Source organism: Serratia sp. 506_PEND, from assembly GCF_001076875.1.
Taxonomy (GTDB): domain Bacteria; phylum Pseudomonadota; class Gammaproteobacteria; order Enterobacterales; family Enterobacteriaceae; genus Serratia; species Serratia marcescens.
Window position 1 is genome coordinate 1 of sequence record NZ_JVEL01000553.1, and the last position, 17,954, is coordinate 17,954.

Sequence of the window (17,954 nt, forward strand, 5' to 3'; positions counted from 1 at the left end):
AAATCGTCAAAGGCGTATTTCCTCGCCGATTAGGGGCCGGGGCAATAAATTGTTTTCACCGTTTAAAGACAATTTATTTCCGGCGCGTCATAATTGCGCATCGGCAAATTGACAGAAGAAAACCATGAGCGCATTTATGTATTTGACGATGGCGATAGTCGCGGAAGTGATCGCCACCACCATGTTGAAAGCCTCTGAGGGCTTTACCCGCCTGTGGCCGTCGCTGCTGGTGGTGCTGGGCTATGGCGTGGCGTTTTGGGGGCTGTCGATGGTGGTCAAAAGCATGCCGCTGGGCATCGTGTATGCGATTTGGTCGGGCATGGGCATCGTGCTGGTGTCGGTCGCCGCAGTGTTCGTTTATCAGCAAAAATTGGATTGGCCGGCGATCGTCGGCATGGGATTAATTATTGCCGGCGTGCTGGTGATTAATTTACTGTCGAAAGCCTCGGTGCACTGAGTGTTATTTTAATGTAAAAAAAGGCCGGCGTGACAGCAAGTCGCGCCGGTTGAAGAATTCAGTCATCATTCACTGAAAATAGTGGAATGCTAATTACTTAGCGCCGCCAGCATAGACGCAAATATCGTTCTCTCCGGTAGCAAAAAATGCGCCGCCGCAATGAAAGCACGCGAAGATAATTAATACCAATGTCGCGGGAAAAACTTCCTTGATGGCAGCGGTGACGTTATCACTTTTTGCGTGCAGCCAGCGCCTGGCAGCGAGTGGCGCCGTCACGGAAATATTCTGCAAACAAAATAAATGTCCGGCCGGCGCAAAAAAACGACAAATAATGGCTGGAATATATTTTCATTATTTATATATCGAGCTAGATTAAACAAGTTTGCATCAAAGATAGCGAAACGTGTCCGCCAAGTGACGCGCGTTATCAGCAATGGCGATTTTACACAGCGCAGTTCCGGGTTCAGGAGTGGGATAATGACGACATCAAAATGGCTGCTTGCCAGCGCCGTGCTGCTTTTAGCCGCCTGCAGCAGCAATAACGAAGAGCCAGTACAGCAGGGCAACAGTGCCAGAATCAATACGTTGCAGACCAGCACCGGTTGCGCGGCGGTCGGTGGCGTTACCACCATCGCGCACAATTTGAATGGTGAAGCGCTGCGCATGTGCCAGATGCCGAACGGCAAGCAGTGCGAAGAGCGCACGCTGGCCCTGGGCAGCTGCGCCGGATAAGCCCCGGCGCCTGGCCTGCAGGATCAATACACCCAATCGCGCAGGGTATAAATAAGCGTGTGGCCGCTGCCGGTAAGCGTCAGCTGCTGTGCGTTTAGCGTCACTTCGGCGCCGTTTTCCAGCACGGTGCCGATCACCCGATCCCAGCGGTTGCGCTGCTCATCAGGGCACAGCTTGCGCGTCGTGGCCAGCGATTTCACCGTCAGCACGCCGTCGCGTAATTGCCCCTGACCGAAAAAGCGGTTGCACATCGTGCCGGAGACATGCAGGTTCTCGCCGAACTCCAGATTGAGCAGCCCGCCGCCCGCCGGTGATTTTGCCGTGTCGCCATCCACGCTTTGCAACACGAAGTTGTGATGCAGCAGATCGCCTGGCGTGACGGCCGTGTGTGGTTTCATGCTGCACCCCGCTAAGGCCAGCGCCGCAAGGGCGGCCACCGTGGTTTTTCTCATCGCGTTCTCTCAAATAAACAGGGCGCCGCAAGGGCGCCCCGAAGTTACGCTCAGGCGTTCAACTGGTTCGGGCAGGTTTCGCCGCGATCCAACTGGCTGATGTTCTGCAGCGTGGTTTGGGAAATGCTGGTCAACGCCTCTTCGGTCAGGAAAGCCTGATGGCCGGTGAACAGCACGTTGTGGCAGGCCGACAGGCGGCGGAACACGTCATCCTGAATCACGTCGTTAGACTTGTCCTCAAAGAACAGGTCGCGTTCGTTCTCGTAGACGTCCATCCCGAGGGCGCCGATTTTTTGCTGCTTCAGCGCATCGATGGCGGCGGTGGAGTCGATGAGCGCGCCGCGGCTGGTGTTGATCACCATTACGCCGTTTTTCATCATCGCGAAGGCGTCGGCATTCAGCAAATGGTGGTTCTCCGGCGTCAGCGGGCAGTGCAGGGTGATCACGTCGGATTGCGCGTACAGCGTCTTCAGATCGACATACTCCGCGCCCAGTTCCAGCGCCTGTTCGCTCGGGAACGGATCGTAGGCCAGCAGCTTCATGCCGAAGCCTTTCAGAATGCGCATTGTCGCCACGCCGATTTTACCGGTGCCGATCACGCCGGCGGTGCGATTGTGCATGTTAAAACCGATCAGCCCTTCCAGCGAGAAGTTGGCGTCACGGGTACGCTGATAAGCGCGGTGAATACGGCGGTTCAGGCACATCATCATGCCTACCGCGTGTTCCGCCACGGCCTCCGGCGAGTAGGCCGGCACGCGCACCACCTTGATGCCCAGTTCTTTGGCGGCGTCCAGATCGACGTTATTAAAACCGGCGCAGCGCAGGGCGAGAATTTCGACGCCCAGCGCCGCCAGTTCTTCGAGCACTTCACGGCTGCCGTCGTCGTTGACGAAGATACACACCGCCTTGCAACCGGCGGCCGTTTTGGCGGTTTTTTTACTGAGTAAAAAGTCGAAGAATTCCAGCTCATAGCCAAACTGCTGGTTCACCAGTTCGAGGTATTTACGGTCATACTGTTTGGTACTGTATATCGCCAATTTCATCGTGGTTTCTCCACCGTGATTTTGTGATCAATTTAACAGATTTTAGTAAATTCGACAATTGGTTAGCGGTTTGTCCTGCACGGGGTTTGTCCGATGAAACAGGGGGATGAAACCGGCCCGCATTGGGCCGGTTCACGCGATGTTAGCGAGCGATTTCCGTGTAATGGTGCTCATCGTAATCATGGGTCAAATACCCGTTGACGGCATCGTTAAAGGCGATCCAATGCGGCGTTTTCTGGTGTGCCGAAAGCGCCGCCTTATCGTCCCAGTTTTCGATCAGCGCATAGCTGTTTTCATCGTTCTGGCATTGCCAAAGCTGGTAAAAAGAGCAGCCGGTTTCTTTATTGGATTCCTGCACCATAGTGTTGAGCAGACTGAGAAAAGCTGGGCGTTTGGCCGGGTTGACCTGAAAAAAGACGTTGAGCGTGATCATGGTTTATTTCCTCTGTCGATAATGAAACTGGAATTTCCAGGAGGCAGCAATGTGCTGACTGCGAGGATTCTATGGGCTTGATGGTTGATTAAAAGTGAAATAAAGTTCGGTTATCATTCATTTTTGGTGAAGGATTGCGGTGTTGAAACGTGCTCAGTTGGTCACCTTTTGCATGGTGGTGGAGTCGGAGAGTCTCACGGCTGCGGCGGAGCGGCTGTTTTGCGTGCCCTCTAACGTGACCAAGAAATTAAAAGAGTTGGAAACGGCGTGTGGCGTTACGCTATTTGATCGTGAGCGCAATCGGCTGTCGCTCACACCGGAAGGCCGGGCGCTTTACCATAAGGCCAAGCGCTTTTTGGCTATCGAAGAGCGGGCGCGAGCGCAGCTTGAACAGGATCCGGTACAGGGTGAATTGAAGCTTGGCGCGCTGGATATCGCCTTGAGTCATCATCTGCCGCAAAAGTTGGCGCATTACCGTGCGCAGAACCGCCGCGTTCAGTTGAGTGTGGTGCAAGGCTATTCGCTGGATCTGGAGTTTCAATTGCAAAAAGGGACTCTGGACGTGGTGTTTTCAGATGGGCCGATAGAACATCCGCAGCTGCAGAGCCGGCGTGCTTTTCAGGAGCGTTTGGTCTTCATTGGCGGGGCGTATCAGCCAGCGTTGCTGGCAAAAAGCGATCTCTATGTTTATTCGCGTCAATGCCACTATCGCCATCTGGTGGACGCCTGGCTGCAAAAGCAGCAAATCATCCCCGCCGCGCTGCTGGAGGTGGAATGCTACGACGTGATATTCGCCTGCGTAACAGCGGGGTTGGGGTATGCGTTTGTCCCTGAAAGCCTCGCGCGACAGCGGGAGGTGGCGTATATCGAGTGCGGGAATGAAATGCGCAGCGATATTTATGCTATCTGGCGTAAAGCGAGCGACAGCCGCATAGTACAGGCTTTTATTGAGGCCGTGATTTGAAATTAACGGCAAAAAAATCCCCACGGGGGTGTGGGGAATGGCTTCTCTAGTACACAGTTAGCTAGCAGCTAAACTTTTATTAGAATGGTTGCAAGACTATTAATCATCAACGGTAACAACAATAACAAAAGTCTGAAAACTGTCCTGTTTATGTGATGTAGTTGTAACGAAAATCTACAACTCCGCACACGTTTGCGCCAAAAAGGTGCAAATCGCTTCTGCGAGCCCGCTCGGCTTCACCCTATGTCAAATTCGTGCCATCATTATTGTCAATTCAGGCATAGACTTAACCAATGCCTAACTCAGGAACGAAGCAATCATTTAATGACCAGGCGATTGAAAGTATTCATAGGGACGGTGGCGGGCTGCGCAATCCTGGTGCTGGCGTTGTGGCAAACCTTGCCGCGCTGGCTGCCGGGGGTGTTATCGCATTGGTTGCCGGCGGGGAGCCGCCTGGAATTGCAGGGCAAATTGCACTGGCGCCAGGGCGGCCTGGCATTGGCGGGGGCGCGTTTCACTGCGCAAGATTGCCTGTTGGCCAACGTCGGGCCGACGCGGCTGGCTTACCGCCAGGGCCGCTGGCAGCTGTCGAGCGATAAGGTCAGCGTCGATAGCGCCTGTTTGTCAAAACTGCCGAACGGCGACGCCAACAGCGCGCCGCTGGCGCTCGATCAGCTGCAGCAACAGCTGCCGCCGCTGGATCTCACCATTAATGACCTGACGCTCATTCCCTGGCAGCGCTATGCCGGCAAGCTGCAGCTTTCCTCCGGCCCCGACGGGCAACGTCTGCATTATCGGGGGCCGAATCTCAGCGCCGAGGCGCAGCTGGATGAAAAACAGCAGCTGACGTTGCAGAGCCTGACCGTGGTTCCGCCCAACAGCGCACAACCGCTGCAGCTCGCCGGCAAGATAACCATTCCGTTGGATCTGGCTAGCCTGCCGACGCAGGGCGCGTTGCAGGGGGAAATGCAGACCGCCTATCTGGAAAAACCGGTATTGCTGGACATGCGCTGGCAACAGCAGCAGGGCGTGTTGACGGTAAGCGAAAAAGGTGACGATCGCCCGCTGGCGGTGTTGCCGTGGGAAGTCTCGCCGCAGCGGGTCAGCATTAAGCAGGGAGAGTGGCGTTGGCCGTACAGCGAGCAGCCGTTGAACGGCGGGCTCAGCATCGCGCTGCACGATTGGAGCAAAGGGCTGGATGAAACGGAGATCAGCGCGCGGCTGAACGTCATCACTGCGGGTCACAACGGCAAGGGCAATGCGGTGCTCACCCTCGGGCCGGGCAAGGTGGGGTTGACCGACAGCGATCTGCGCTTCCAACTGACCGGCCAGGCCAATCTGGCCGACTTTTCCACTACCGCGTCGATCCCGGGCGTGATCGGCGGCAGCATTCTCAACCCGACGCTGGTGCTGCAGCCGGGGTCGCTGCTGCGCCTGTGGGGCAAGGTGACGCCGGAAATGACGCTGGAAGAGGCGCGTTTGCCGCTGGCGGGCGTGAAGGTGACCGCCGCCGGCATCACCGGCCGCCTGCAGGCGATTTTGAGCGCCAGCGACAGTTACTGGGGCCGCTTCAAGCTGCACCTGGACGGCCAGGCACAGGATTTCTGGCCGGACAAGGGCAACTGGCAATGGCGTTACTGGGGCAATGGCCGCTTGCCGCCGCTGCAGGCCGCCTGGGACGTCGCCGGCAGCGGCCGTTGGCGCGACAGTGAGTTGGTGCTCGACAAACTTTCCACCGGCTTCGATAAGTTGAAGTACGGTCTGGTGACGGTCGCCGCGCCGCGCCTGAGCCTCAATCAGCCGCTGCGCTGGCGGCGTGATGAACAAAGTCCGCAGTTCAACGGCGAGTTGCAGCTGGCGGCGGATAAGGTCAGCTTCAGCGACGGCGGCTATCTGCCGGCGCCGGTGCTGGCGCTGCAGGTAAACGGCCGTTCGCCGGACAGTTTCCAACTGCAGGGCAAACTGCAGGCGCAACAGATTGGGCCGATCGCGCTGCGCGGCCGTTGGGACGGCGAACGTCTGCGCGGCGAAGCCTGGTGGCCGAAACAGTCGCTGAAGGTGTTCCAACCGCTGCTGGCGCCGGATCTCAATCTCACGCTGCGCGACGGCGAGTTTTACGCGCAGTCGGCGTTTTCCGCCGCGCGCGAACAGGGGTTCGAGGCCGGTGGCCACTGGGTGGTGAAAAACGGCGGCATGTGGCTGAAGGACGGCGAGATGAGCGGCCTGGATTTTATCCTGTCGTACCGGTTCAAGCAGCATCAGTGGCAATTGGGGGCCAAACAGCCGGTGTCGCTGCGCATCAAGTCTTTCAGCAACCTGTTCGAGATGCAGAACATTTCCGCCGATCTGCAGGGCACCTATCCTTATAGCGAAAGGCAGCCGCTGACGTTGAGCAACGTCGGCGTGGACATGCTCAACGGGCATATCAGCCTGTCGGCGCTGCGGTTGCCGCAGCATGACGCCGCGGTGCTGAAGCTGGACAAGGTCGATCTCAGCGCGCTGTTCACCGCTCTGAAACCGAAGCAGTTCGCCATGTCCGGCCGGGTCGACGGCGAGCTGCCGCTGTTCCTGAATCACCCGAAATGGCTGGTGCAAAACGGCTGGATCGCCAACGCCGGCACGTTGACGCTGCGCCTGGACAAAGACATGGCCGACGCCATCGGCAGCAACAACCTGGCGACCGGCGCGGCGATCGACTGGCTGCGCTACATGGAAATCAACCGTTCGCACGCCCGGGTCGATCTCGACAACCTGGGCGAGCTGACGCTGAGCGCGCGCATCGACGGCATCAACCCGCAGAAAAGCGCCAAGCGCGAGGTGATCCTGAACTATCGCCATCAGGAAAACGTGTTTCAGCTGTGGCGCAGTTTGCGCTTCGGCGACAATTTACAGGAGTGGCTGGAGCAGGCCCTCTCACAACCTGGGGAGCAACAATGAAAATCATGAGTGTGTCGGCGCTGGCAGCGGTGCTGTGCGTTTCGCTGCTGAGCGGCTGCGTGCCGCGCATCGAGGTGGCGACGCCGAAGGATCCGATCACCATCAATATGAACGTCAAGATCGAGCATGAAATTCATATCAAGGTGGATAAGGACGTCGAAAACCTGCTGAAAACCCAAAGCGGTCTGTTCTAGGAGCCGACATGAAAAAACGTTATTTGTGGCTGGCCGGCGCCGCCTGGTTGTTCAGCGGCATGGCGATGGCGTTGACGCTGGATGAGGCGAAGCAGCAAGGTCGGGTGGGGGAAACCCTGAGCGGTTATATCGCGCCGGTGAAGCAGGACGCGGAAACCCTGGCGCTGGTGAAACGCATCAACGCCGGCCGCGCCGAGAAGTATCAGGAAGTGGCGGACGGCAACCATATCGCCGTCGACGAAGTGGCGCGCATGGCCGGGCAAAAGCTGGTGACGCGCGCGCAAAGCGGCGAGTATGTGCGCGGCATCAACGGGCAGTGGCTGAAGAAATAAAAAAAAGCGCGCCGTCTGGCGCGCCAAAAGATACGGATAGATGATTATTATGAGGGTAGTGCAGGTTTGACAGGACTTGCCTCTTGTCCGGCAGGGGCACGGCGCCCCTGCGCAGGGTCTTAGGCAGCAACCACCTGAGACAGGGCCGCCTTGGCGTCTTCCTGTGCTTTGGTCGCCACTTCCGGGCCATAGGCGATGCCTTCCGCGAAGACGAACTCCACGTCGGTGATGCCGATGAAGCCCAGGAACAGACGCAGGTAAGGTTCTACCAGGTCGGTCGGGGTGCCTTTATGGATGCCGCCGCGGCTGGTCAGGATCACGGCGCGTTTGTTTTTCACCAGGCCTTCCGGACCGTTTTCGGTGTAACGGAAGGTCACGCCGGCGCGGGCAACCAGGTCGAAATAGTTTTTCAGTTGGGTCGGGATGTTGAAGTTGTACATCGGTGCGGCAATCACGATGACGTCATTGGCCTGCAGCTCGGCGATCAGCTCGTCCGACAGCGCCAGCGCTTCTTGTTGACGCGGGGTCAACGGAGCATCGGAAGGACGCAGCGCGCCGACCAGTTCGCCGTCCAGCACCGGGATTGGCTGTGCGGCCAGATCGCGCACGGTGATGGTATCGCCGCCATGGGCGTTGCTCCATTGCTCTACGAAGAAATCGGCCAGTTGGTTAGACTGAGAGTAGGTCGCCAGGATGCTTGATTTCAGAACCAATACGTTGCTCATCGATAATTCCTTACGTTGTGACAGTGACATCAGGACTCAGCGTCCCTTGCATGAAGTACATGCTATTCACATTCCACCCACAGTGATAGCGCAATATTTCGAGATCTTCGTTCGATTTTATTGAATAACATGCCGAGGCTTTACTCGCGAAAGTAGGGGGAAAAAGCCGTTTGTGATAGGCTGTGCGGCTAAAGCAAAAAAATCGCTAAAAAAACATTAAACCGTTGCCAAGCCTGGTCTTGGCCACGATGAAACAAGGAACACCGAACGTGAAATCTCCGCTCGAGGCACTGCCGGCCCAACTGGGCGAGCTGATGCTCCGCGATCAACAACGCCTGCGTCGTCGCCTGCAGGGCGCACGAAAAATCAAAAATCCCGATGCCCAGCTGGCGGTCGCCGCCGAAGTGGAAAGCGACATCGCGGCGGCGCGGCAAAAAGTGCAGGCGCGCGCCGCGTCTTGCCCGCGCATTACCTATCCGGAAAGCCTGCCGGTTAGCCAGAAAAAGCAGGACATTTTAAACGCTGTCCGCGATCACCAGGTGGTGATCGTCGCCGGGGAGACCGGTTCGGGGAAAACCACACAGTTGCCGAAGATCTGTCTGGAGCTGGGGCGTGGTGTGAAAGGGCTGATCGGCCATACCCAGCCGCGCCGCCTGGCGGCGCGCACCGTCGCCAACCGCATCGCCGACGAGCTGGAAACCCCGCTTGGCGGCAGCGTGGGCTACAAGGTGCGCTTCAACGATCAGGTGGGGGAAAACACCCTGGTCAAGCTGATGACCGACGGTATCTTGCTGGCGGAGATTCAGCAGGATCGCCTGCTGATGCAGTACGACACGCTGATCATCGATGAAGCGCACGAGCGCAGCCTCAACATCGACTTTATTCTCGGCTACCTGCGTGAACTGTTGCCGAAGCGCCCGGATCTCAAGGTGATCATCACCTCGGCGACCATCGATCCGCAGCGCTTCTCGCGCCACTTCAACAATGCGCCGATCATCGAGGTTTCCGGACGCACTTACCCGGTGGAGGTGCGTTACCGCCCGGTGGTCGACGACGGCGACGATACCGATCGCGACCAGCTGCAGGCGATTTTCGATGCGGTGGACGAGCTTGGACGCGAAGGGCCGGGCGACATTCTGATCTTCATGAGCGGCGAGCGCGAGATCCGCGACACCGCCGACGCCCTGAACCGCCTCAATCTGCCGCACACCGAAGTGCTGCCGCTGTATGCGCGTCTGTCGAACAGCGAGCAGAATCGGGTGTTCCAGTCGCACCACGGCCGCCGTATTGTACTGGCCACCAACGTGGCGGAAACCTCGCTGACGGTGCCGGGCATCAAATACGTCATCGATCCGGGCACCGCGCGCATCAGCCGCTACAGCTTCCGCACCAAGGTGCAGCGCCTGCCGATCGAGCCGGTGTCGCAGGCCTCCGCCAACCAGCGTAAAGGGCGTTGCGGCCGCGTGTCGGAAGGGGTGTGCATTCGTCTGTACTCCGAACAGGATTTCCTGTCGCGGCCGGCGTTTACCGATCCGGAAATTCTGCGCACCAACCTGGCGTCGGTCATTCTGCAGATGACCTCGCTGGGGCTGGGCGACATCGCCGCGTTTCCGTTCGTCGAAGCGCCGGATAAACGCAACATTCAGGATGGCGTGCGCCTGCTGGAAGAGCTGGGGGCGATCGCCACCGCCGACAACGGCCACTATCAGCTGACGCCGCAAGGCCGCCAACTGGCGCAGTTGCCGATCGACCCGCGTCTGGCGCGCATGGTGCTGGAAGCGCAGAAGAGCGGCAGCGTGCGCGAGGTGATGATCATCACCGCCGCGCTGTCGATTCAGGATCCGCGTGAGCGCCCGATGGACAAGCAGCAGGCCTCGGACGAAAAACACCGCCGCTTCGCCGACAAAGACTCGGATTTCCTGGCGTTCGTCAACCTGTGGGATTATCTGCAGGAGCAGCAAAAGGCGAACTCTTCCAGCCAGTTCCGCCGGCTGTGCCGCAACGATTTCCTCAATTACCTGCGGGTGCGCGAGTGGCAGGATATCTATACCCAACTGCGCCAGGTGGTGAAAGAGCTGGGGTTGCCTATCAACAGCACGCCTTCCGACTACCGCAGCGTGCACACCGCGCTGCTGACCGGCTTGCTGTCGCACATTGGCCAGAAGGATGCGGACAAGCAGGAATTTACCGGCGCGCGCAACGCCCGCTTTTCGATCTTCCCCGGCTCCGGCCTGTTCAAGAAGCCGCCGAAGTGGACCATGGTGGCCGAACTGGTGGAAACCAGCCGCCTGTGGGGGCGCATCGCCGCGCGCATCGAACCGGAATGGATCGAGCCGCTGGCTCAGCATCTGGTGAAACACACCTACAGCGAGCCGCATTGGTCGAAGTCGCAGGGGGCGGTGATGGCCAGCGAAAAGGTCACGCTGTTCGGTTTGCCGATCGTCGCGGCGCGCCAGGTCAATTACGGCGCCATCGATCCATTGCTGTGCCGCGAGCTGTTTATCCGCCATGCGCTGGTGGAGGGGGACTGGCAGACGCGCCACGCCTTCTTCCGCGACAACCAAAAGCTGCGCGCCGAAGTGGAAGAGCTGGAGCATAAATCGCGCCGCCGCGATATTCTGGTGGACGACGAAACGCTGTTCGGCTTCTACGATCGCCGGATCCCCAACGACGTGGTGTCCGGCCGTCATTTCGACAGCTGGTGGAAGAACGCGGCCAAACAGCAGCCGGATCTGCTGAACTTCGAAAAAGAGATGCTGATCAAAGACGGCGCCAACAAGATCAGCGCGCTCGACTACCCGAACTTCTGGCATCAGGGCAATCTCAAGCTGCGGCTGAGCTATCAGTTCGAACCGGGCACCGACGCCGACGGCGTGACGGTGCATATTCCGCTGCCGATCCTCAATCAGGTGGAGGAGCAGGGCTTCGAGTGGCAAATCCCCGGCATCCGCCGTGAGCTGGTGATTGCGCTGATCAAGTCGCTGCCGAAACCGGTGCGTCGCAACTTCGTGCCGGCGCCGAACTACGCCGAGGCGTTCCTGGGCCGCGTAACGGCGCTGGAATTGCCGCTGCTGGACGCGCTGGAGCGCGAGCTGCGGCGCATGACTGGTGTGACCGTGTCACGTGATGACTGGCAGTGGGATCAGGTGCCCGATCACCTGAAGATGACTTTCCGCGTGGTGGGAGAGAAAAACCAGACGCTGCGCGAAGGCAAAAACCTGGCCGCGTTGCGCCTGCAGCTGAAAGAGAAGGTGCAGGAGACGCTGTCGGCGGTGGCCGACGACGGGCTGGAGCAGAGCAATCTGCATGTCTGGAGCTTTGGCCAACTGCCGGCGTTTTACGAGCAGAAGCGCGGCGGCTATTCGATGAAGGCTTACCCGGCGCTGGTGGATGAAAAGGACAGCGTGGCGATCCGCCTGTTCGACAGCGAAATCGAGCAGCAACAGGCGATGTGGCAGGGCACGCGCCGCCTGCTGTTGCTGAATATTCCTTCGCCGATCAAATACCTGCATGAAAAGCTGCCGAACAAGGCCAAGCTGGGGCTCTATTTCAACCCGTACGGCAAGGTGCTGGAGCTGATCGACGACTGCATTTCGTGCGGCATCGACAAGCTGATCGCCGAACACGGCGGCCCGGTCTGGCAAGAAGAAGGCTTTGCGCGCCTGCAGGAGCAGATCCGCGCCGAGCTGAACGACACGGTCGTCGAGGTGGCCAAGCAGGTTGAACAGATCCTGACGGCGGTCTTCAACATCAACAAACGGCTGAAGGGCCGGGTGGACATGTCGTTGGCGCTGGCGCTGTCGGACATCAAGACCCAGCTCGGCGGGCTGGTCTACCGCGGCTTCGTGACCGGCAACGGGTGGAAACGCCTGCCGGATACGCTGCGTTACCTGCAGGCGATCGAGCGCCGATTGGAAAAATTGGCTATCGATCCGCACCGCGACCGCGCGCAGATGTTGCGGGTGGAGCAGGTGCAGCAGGCGTGGCAGCAGTGGTTGAACAAGCTGCCGCCGAAGCGACAGCAGGAGGAAGAGGTGAAGGCGGTGCGCTGGATGATCGAAGAGCTGCGCGTCAGCCTGTTCGCGCAGCAGTTGGGCACGCCTTACCCTATTTCCGACAAGCGCATTTTGCAAACTATCGAGCAGCTTTCGGGTTAAGCTCGGGCGCACCGGCCGGCAAGCGGCCGGCGCACCACAGGCTCAACAGGCCGCACAGCAGCAGCGTGGCGGCCAAGTCCTGCCCGCGCGCCGCGATCGTCAGCCCCAGGCCGATCAACAGATAGTACAGCAGCCCGAATAACGCGCCGGCGGTGCCGAGTTGCTGCCGGTAGCGGCTCAGCGCCTGGCTCAGCACATTCGGGATAGCCAACCCGAACGCCAGCATCACCAGCGCGCAGGGGAGCAGCATCCACAGGCTGTGTTGCCACCAGAACAATGCCACGCCGCTGGCCGCCGCCAGCAAACCGCCCAGCAGGATCTGATGTTTGGCGCTGACGCCGCGCGCCAGCAGGTGGCGGTTCAACAGCGCCCCCGCCAGGCTGCCCAAAGCCAGCATCACGCCCGAGTAGCCAAATTGTTGGCTGTTCAACCCCAGCCTTTCAAACATGAACGGCGCCAGGCTGAAGTAGCTGAACACCATGATATTGAAGCTGGCGACCAGCAGCGCCGAGCACCAGATGTGCCGATCGCGCAGTATTGCCGTCAGGGCAATGCCCGGCGCGGCAGCCGTTGCGGTTTGCCGCCGCCGCGTTTCCGGCAATGTGCCGTAGCTCCACAGCAGCAGCGCCAGCGCCCAGGCCGCCTGTGCGGTGAAAATCGCCGCGCTGCCGCCCCAGGCGACCAGCGCGCCGCCGGCGAACATCCCCAGCAGCGGGCTGATGGAGAGCGCGATGCCGACCAGCGCGAACATGCGCCCCAGCGCGGGGCCTTGATAGACATCACGCAGCATGGTTTGCGTGACGATTGAGCCGACCGCGGCGCCGAAGGCGATCAGCGCACGGGCGGCCAGCAACAGCGTGAAACTGCCGCTCAGCAGCGCGAGGCCGGCGCCGACCAGATAGAGCGCCAGGCCGGCCAGCATCGCCGGACGGCGGCCGAACCGATCGCAGAAGGCTCCCCAAAAGGCGACGCCGAGGGCGAAGGCGAAGAAATAGATGGATAACGTCTGCCCGGCCTGCGCGGCGCTGACGCCGAAGTCGCTGCGGATGGCGGTGAGCGCCGGGCTGTACAGCGTTTCCAGGAGCTGCGGCGTCATGATGGCGGTGACGAGCAGCGGCAAAGATAAGCGTTGCATGATGCACATTCTCCCTAAAAGTTAAGGCGGCCAGTATAGGGAGCGGCGTTTTGTTCGATTACAATCATCCGGACAAAAAACAACAGGTATAGGACAGTCTGATGGCGCTGATTCAACAGCATCACCCGTTCGACCCGGATCGGCTGCCGGCACCGGCTCTCGGCATCGCGGCGGCACTGGCGGATCACGACTCCGGGCTGCATTGGCATCAGCGTTCGCAGCTGCTGTATGCGCCGCAGGGGTGCATGACGGTCACGTTGGCGCAGCAGTGGCTGATTCTGCCGCCGACGCGCAGCGTCTGGATACCGGGCGGCATTGCGCATCGAGTGCAGCTGCGCGGCCGCGTCGCGTATCGCTCGCTGTATTTCGATCCGGCGCTGACGGTCGCCATGCCGCCACAGGCAACGGTGCTGGCGGTAAACCCGCTGTTGGCGGCGATCGTCGAGCGCATCGCGCACTGGCCGTTGGACTATGCGTTGGCGCAGCCCCACGCGCGCGATTTGCTGGCGGTGCTGATCAATGAGTTGGGCGAGGCGCAGCGCGAGAATACCCAGTTGCGGCTGCCGCAGGATAAGCGTCTTGCCGCCTGGCTGGCGACGCTGCCGGAGAGCGACGAGTTGCCGGCGTTGGCGGCGTTGGCGCAGCGCTTGCACCTGCACGCCAAAACGCTGACGCGGCTGTTTCAGCGGGAAACCGGCCTGAGCTATCAGCAGTGGTGCCAGCAGTGGCGGCTGATGCGCGCGATCGAACTGCTGGCGTCGTTGCCGTCGGTCAGCGCGGTGGCACAGCGGTTGGGGTTTTCCAGCGACAGTGCGTTTATCGCGTTTTTCCGTCAGTTCACCGGCACCACGCCGCGGCGCTATATGCAAGGAGGCTGAAAAAGCACAACGGCGCATAATGCGCCGTTGTGAGAGGATTATTTGCCTGCCGCCAGGGCGTCCAGCGCTTCGCGGATGCCGGGCACCGCCAGGGCGCGGTTATCGGCGCGATAGCGATCTTTCGCCGCCGGCGCCGAGCTTTGGATGGCGATCAGTTGCCAGCCGTCGGCGGTTTTCAACAGCAGCGGTGAGCCGCTGTCGCCGGGCAGGGTATCACATTGGTGCGACAGTACGCCTTGCTGGGCCCAGCCGGTGACCTTGCAGTTTTGGTGGCTGTAGAGGTCATCCAGGTGGTCTTCCGGGTAACCCGCCTGAGTTATTAGCCGCTTGGCCTGTTTTAGGGCCTGGGTCAACGCCTTGCTGTCGCCTTGCCACAGCGGCAACGGGGCGATCGGCAGCGGCTTTTTGTCTTTCAGACGGATCAGCGCAAAGTCATAAGCGGCCGCCGCGGGCGGGACGATCCAGCCATCACCGTCCGGCTTCAGCTTTTTGCCCAGCTTGCTGTCGACCAGGGTCTCGATATCGCCGGTTTGATACCGCCAGGATTTATCGCCCGCCACGAAGCGCAGGGCGATGGCTTTATCCAGTTGCCCGGGCGGCGCCAGAACGCAATGGCCGGCGGTCAACGCCAGGTGCGGAGAGATCAGCGTGGCGGTACACAGATTGCCGCTGGCGGTTTCGACCTGGCCGATGGCTTGCCACGGCTGGGCGGCGGTATCCGTGACCTTGATTCGTTCATCTTTGCCGAAAAACAGACGCGTTTGCTCGGCCTTGGACGGGCCGTCGGCGCGTGCCGCCTGAGCAGCGATAAGCGGGAGTGAGCACAGCAACAGTAAAACGGATATGCGCATAGATCTCTTGCCTGACAAATACGGATCATCCATAAACACACTGAATGCTAACTATAGACTGATTTAGCAGCCATGTGGATGGGCAATAATTGATTTTTCAATAATTTCCCGCCGGCAACGCGGCAGGCTACAGGTAAAAAAAGACGGCGATCAGTCCGCAAAGGATCAGGGCGGTCAGAACGATCTCGAACAGGTAGCGGCGCAGCATCAATGAGAACCCCCCGATGAAAAAACACCCGGCGAACCGGGTGTCGTACACGTCAAGCCTGAAGCGATGAGGGGACCCTCACGTCATTACGCTTTTTTGTGGCTGGCTTTCTTGTGGTGCTTTTTAGCCGCCTGGGCCTTTTGAGCCGGGGATTTCTTCGCGGCTTTTTTGTGATGCTTCTTGGCCGCCTGCGCTTTCTGTACCGGTGCTTTTTTGCCGTGGTGTTTCACCTGAGCTTTAGCCGGCGCAGCGGTGGCGGTGGTTGCGGTAGCCGCAGGTGCGGTGGTGGCAGCCTCGGCAGCGAAAGCCACGGAAGACAGACCCATTGCAGCGGCAACAACCAGAGCTAATACTTTTTTCATCGTAGAATCCTCAACATGACTTTTGGGTATCAACCCCACTGCGGGGCCGTTGAAATGATAGTAGGCAAACGGCGCCCGGCTTTCCGTGAGTGATTGGTTTCGGCATGTAACCTAATGTACAGGGCGGCGGCGGCGAGGGGATTGCTGCTATAATGACCGCCAGGCACGGTAAAAGAGATTTAAAATGAACGAGATAGTGATTCGTTGTGGCGTGACCGAACAGGGCGAGGTGCCGCTGGCCTATGAGGACTGGGGCGATGAGGCGCACCCGCCGTTGCTGCTCATCATGGGCATCGGCGCGCAGCTTCTGTTGTGGCCTGACGACTTCTGCCGCGCCCTGGTGGCCCAGGGATTTCGGGTGATCCGTTATGACAACCGCGACGTCGGCCTTTCCGGCAAAACGCAGGCGCAGCGCACGCAGCCGTTGTGGCTGCTGATGCTGCGCGCTCAGCTCGGCTGGCAAACGCCGGTGCCTTATACCCTGGGGGACATGGCGACGGACGCGGCGCATCTGCTCGATCATTTACGCATCCCGCAGGCTCACGTACTGGGCGCTTCGATGGGAGGGATGATCGCCCAGGTGCTGGCCGCCGAATACCCGCAGCGCGTCGCCTCGTTATGCATCTTGTTCTCCAGCACCAATCAGCCGCTGTTGCCACCGCCGGCGCCTTCGCTGTTGTGGCTGTTGGCGCGCCGGCCGGCGGCCGATTTGACGCTGCAGCAGCGCCACGAGGGAATGAAGGCCTTCCTGCGCGCGCTCGGTACCCGGTTTTACCCGCCGGAGGAGGCGGAACTGGATGCATTGGTTAATCGGCTATTGAAGCGGGGCGTGGATCCCGAAGGTGTGCAGCGGCAACTTTCCGCGTTGCTCGGCAGCGGCGATCTGCGTCGCTACAGCCGGCGCATAGCCGCGCCGACGCTGGTCATTCACGGCGATCGCGATCGGCTGGTGCGCAAGGCCGGCGGGGTGGCGATCGCTCGGGCTGTCGTCAACGCCAAATTGCATATTATGCCGGGCATGGGGCATGACCTGCCTGCGCCGTTGAGGCCTCAGCTGGCGGCGATGATCGCCCGTCATGCGCTGGGATGAGAAGCCGGGACGCCGGCGTTTTTTGCCATTTTAGTTACAACATACTAATGATGAGTAGCCACCCGCCACTCTGCGGCCAAGGCGTTGTCGGCAGGGAACGTGCGCTATGAAACATTATCCGGTCATGCAGACGGAAAAAGGGCGCGGCTGGGGCCGCGCCAGGAGAGATTACAGGTAGCGGTTTTCCAAATGCTGGCGGAAGTAGCGTGGGTTGAGCGCTTCGCCGGTCGCATTGACGATCAGCGTCTCGGTCGGGAAACGGCTGCCGTGGCGCCAGATGTTGTGCTGCAACCAGTGGAACAGCGGCTGCAGGTTGCCGGCGGCGATATCTTCGCTCAGCGAAGGCAGGGCCTGGCGCACGCTGTGGAACAGCTGCGCGGCGTACATCGCGCCGAGGGTGTAAGTCGGGAAGTAGCCGAAGGCGCCGTCGGTCCAGTGAATATCCTGCATGCAGCCATTGCGGTAGTTGCCGATGGTGTCGAGGCCGAGGTAAGCACTCATCTTCTCATTCCACAGCGCCGGAATGTCTTCCACTTCGATATCGCCTTCGATCAGCGCTTTTTCAATTTCGTAGCGCAGGATGACGTGAGCAGGATAGCTCACCTCGTCGGCGTCGACGCGGATCAGGCCCGGTTTAACGCGCTGGTTGAGGCGAATGAAGTTGGCTTCTTCCAGCGCCGGCTGTTCGCCAAACTGTGCGGTGACTAACGGACGCAATATTTTCAGGAATTCATTGCCGCGCGCCAGCTGCATTTCGAACAGCAGGCTCTGTGATTCGTGGATAGCGGTGGAACGGGCCAGGGCGACCGGCTGGCCGAGCAGATCGCGCGGCAGGTTTTGCTCGTAGCGGGCGTGGCCGGTCTCGTGCACGATGCCGAGCAGCGCGGTCAAAAACTCTTTCTCGTTGTAACGCGTGGTGATGCGTACATCTTCCGGCACGCCGCCGCAGAACGGGTGGGCGCTGACGTCGACGCGGCCGTTGTCGAAGTTGAAACCGAGCAGTT

18 protein-coding genes and 1 pseudogene are annotated in these 17,954 nt (G+C 59.9%); 9 read left to right on the forward strand and 10 right to left on the reverse strand.

Features of this window, described 5'->3' with window-relative positions:
- Positions 1 to 124 precede the first annotated feature (124 nt).
- The gene (gene ssmE, locus ADK28_RS24170) at positions 125 to 457 is read left to right on the forward strand and encodes a multidrug efflux SMR transporter SsmE (RefSeq protein WP_004930487.1); all 333 of its coding nucleotides are present in this window, start codon (positions 125 to 127) and stop codon (positions 455 to 457) included.
- A gap of 93 nt (positions 458 to 550) precedes the next feature.
- On the opposite strand, the gene ADK28_RS31855 is transcribed toward ssmE, so the two are convergent.
- The gene (locus tag ADK28_RS31855; protein WP_152929746.1) at positions 551 to 748 is read right to left on the reverse strand and encodes a hypothetical protein; all 198 of its coding nucleotides are present in this window, start codon (positions 746 to 748) and stop codon (positions 551 to 553) included.
- 186 nt (positions 749 to 934) lie between these two features.
- Between ADK28_RS31855 and ADK28_RS24175 the strand changes: the two genes are divergently transcribed.
- Positions 935 to 1,189, forward strand: coding sequence for a DUF333 domain-containing protein (locus tag ADK28_RS24175; protein WP_016927569.1), 255 nt, complete (start codon positions 935 to 937; stop codon positions 1,187 to 1,189).
- A 23-nt stretch (positions 1,190 to 1,212) separates the two neighbouring features.
- Here ADK28_RS24175 and hslJ read toward each other — a convergent pair whose 3' ends face one another.
- From hslJ to ADK28_RS24190, 3 genes are all read right to left on the reverse strand, one after another.
- Complete coding sequence (gene hslJ, locus ADK28_RS24180) at positions 1,213 to 1,641, reverse strand: heat shock protein HslJ (protein ID WP_033640169.1); 429 nt, start codon at positions 1,639 to 1,641, stop codon at positions 1,213 to 1,215.
- Between the two features lie 50 nt (positions 1,642 to 1,691).
- Entirely contained in the window at positions 1,692 to 2,684 is a 993-nt protein-coding gene (locus ADK28_RS24185; protein WP_015377997.1) for a 2-hydroxyacid dehydrogenase, read from the reverse strand.
- A gap of 142 nt (positions 2,685 to 2,826) precedes the next feature.
- Positions 2,827 to 3,117, reverse strand: a complete 291-nt coding sequence (locus ADK28_RS24190; RefSeq protein ID WP_016927572.1) for a putative quinol monooxygenase — start codon at positions 3,115 to 3,117, stop codon at positions 2,827 to 2,829.
- Between the two features lie 139 nt (positions 3,118 to 3,256).
- Between ADK28_RS24190 and ADK28_RS24195 the strand changes: the two genes are divergently transcribed.
- The 4 genes from ADK28_RS24195 (at position 3,257) to ADK28_RS24210 (ending at position 7,544) form a co-directional block, all read left to right on the forward strand.
- Complete coding sequence (locus ADK28_RS24195; RefSeq protein ID WP_197754945.1) at positions 3,257 to 4,081, forward strand: LysR family transcriptional regulator; 825 nt, start codon at positions 3,257 to 3,259, stop codon at positions 4,079 to 4,081.
- A gap of 324 nt (positions 4,082 to 4,405) precedes the next feature.
- Positions 4,406 to 7,018 (forward strand): YdbH family protein, encoded by a 2,613-nt coding sequence (locus ADK28_RS24200; protein ID WP_048796881.1) that lies wholly within the window; start codon positions 4,406 to 4,408, stop codon positions 7,016 to 7,018.
- Positions 7,015 to 7,212, forward strand: coding sequence for a YnbE family lipoprotein (locus ADK28_RS24205; protein WP_004930472.1), 198 nt, complete (start codon positions 7,015 to 7,017; stop codon positions 7,210 to 7,212). Before ADK28_RS24200 ends, ADK28_RS24205 begins: the two co-directional genes overlap by 4 nt.
- 8 nt (positions 7,213 to 7,220) lie before the next feature.
- Positions 7,221 to 7,544, forward strand: a complete 324-nt coding sequence (locus ADK28_RS24210) for a YdbL family protein (protein WP_048796882.1) — start codon at positions 7,221 to 7,223, stop codon at positions 7,542 to 7,544.
- A 119-nt stretch (positions 7,545 to 7,663) separates the two neighbouring features.
- Here the strand turns inward: ADK28_RS24210 and azoR are convergent, their stop codons facing one another.
- Positions 7,664 to 8,269, reverse strand: coding sequence for an FMN-dependent NADH-azoreductase (gene azoR, locus ADK28_RS24215; protein WP_016927576.1), 606 nt, complete (start codon positions 8,267 to 8,269; stop codon positions 7,664 to 7,666).
- Between the two features lie 269 nt (positions 8,270 to 8,538).
- Between azoR and hrpA the strand changes: the two genes are divergently transcribed.
- Positions 8,539 to 12,426, forward strand: a complete 3,888-nt coding sequence (hrpA, locus tag ADK28_RS24220) for an ATP-dependent RNA helicase HrpA (RefSeq protein ID WP_075202142.1) — start codon at positions 8,539 to 8,541, stop codon at positions 12,424 to 12,426.
- Here hrpA and ADK28_RS24225 read toward each other — a convergent pair.
- Positions 12,404 to 13,561, reverse strand: coding sequence for an MFS transporter (locus tag ADK28_RS24225; RefSeq protein ID WP_048796886.1), 1,158 nt, complete (start codon positions 13,559 to 13,561; stop codon positions 12,404 to 12,406). The two genes, hrpA and ADK28_RS24225, sit on opposite strands and share 23 nt — an antisense overlap.
- A gap of 101 nt (positions 13,562 to 13,662) precedes the next feature.
- On the opposite strand from ADK28_RS24225, the gene ADK28_RS24230 reads away from it, so the two are divergent.
- On the forward strand, positions 13,663 to 14,439 hold the full coding sequence (locus ADK28_RS24230; protein ID WP_048796883.1) for an AraC family transcriptional regulator: 777 nt from the start codon (positions 13,663 to 13,665) through the stop codon (positions 14,437 to 14,439).
- A 38-nt stretch (positions 14,440 to 14,477) separates the two neighbouring features.
- On the opposite strand, the gene ADK28_RS24235 is transcribed toward ADK28_RS24230, so the two are convergent.
- The 3 genes from ADK28_RS24235 to asr all read right to left on the reverse strand — a co-directional run bounded on the left by ADK28_RS24235 (position 14,478) and on the right by asr (position 15,860).
- The gene (locus ADK28_RS24235; protein WP_016927580.1) at positions 14,478 to 15,290 is read right to left on the reverse strand and encodes a trypsin-like serine peptidase; all 813 of its coding nucleotides are present in this window, start codon (positions 15,288 to 15,290) and stop codon (positions 14,478 to 14,480) included.
- 127 nt (positions 15,291 to 15,417) lie between these two features.
- Positions 15,418 to 15,549, reverse strand: coding sequence for a hypothetical protein (locus tag ADK28_RS33340; RefSeq protein ID WP_016927581.1), 132 nt, complete (start codon positions 15,547 to 15,549; stop codon positions 15,418 to 15,420).
- Positions 15,550 to 15,584: 35 nt separating this feature from the next.
- Positions 15,585 to 15,860: an acid resistance repetitive basic protein Asr gene (asr, locus tag ADK28_RS24240; protein WP_033640174.1), complete on the reverse strand. Its 276-nt coding sequence runs from the start codon at positions 15,858 to 15,860 to the stop codon at positions 15,585 to 15,587.
- 184 nt (positions 15,861 to 16,044) lie between these two features.
- Here asr and ADK28_RS24245 point away from each other — a divergent pair, with 184 nt between their 5' ends.
- Positions 16,045 to 16,950 carry an alpha/beta fold hydrolase gene (locus tag ADK28_RS24245; RefSeq protein WP_033640175.1) on the forward strand — a complete coding sequence of 302 codons (906 nt, stop codon included), beginning with the start codon at positions 16,045 to 16,047 and terminating at the stop codon, positions 16,948 to 16,950.
- Positions 16,951 to 17,118: 168 nt separating this feature from the next.
- Here the strand turns inward: ADK28_RS24245 and ADK28_RS24250 are convergent.
- A pseudogene (locus ADK28_RS24250) lies at positions 17,119 to 17,954 on the reverse strand (carboxypeptidase M32); the annotation flags it as partial.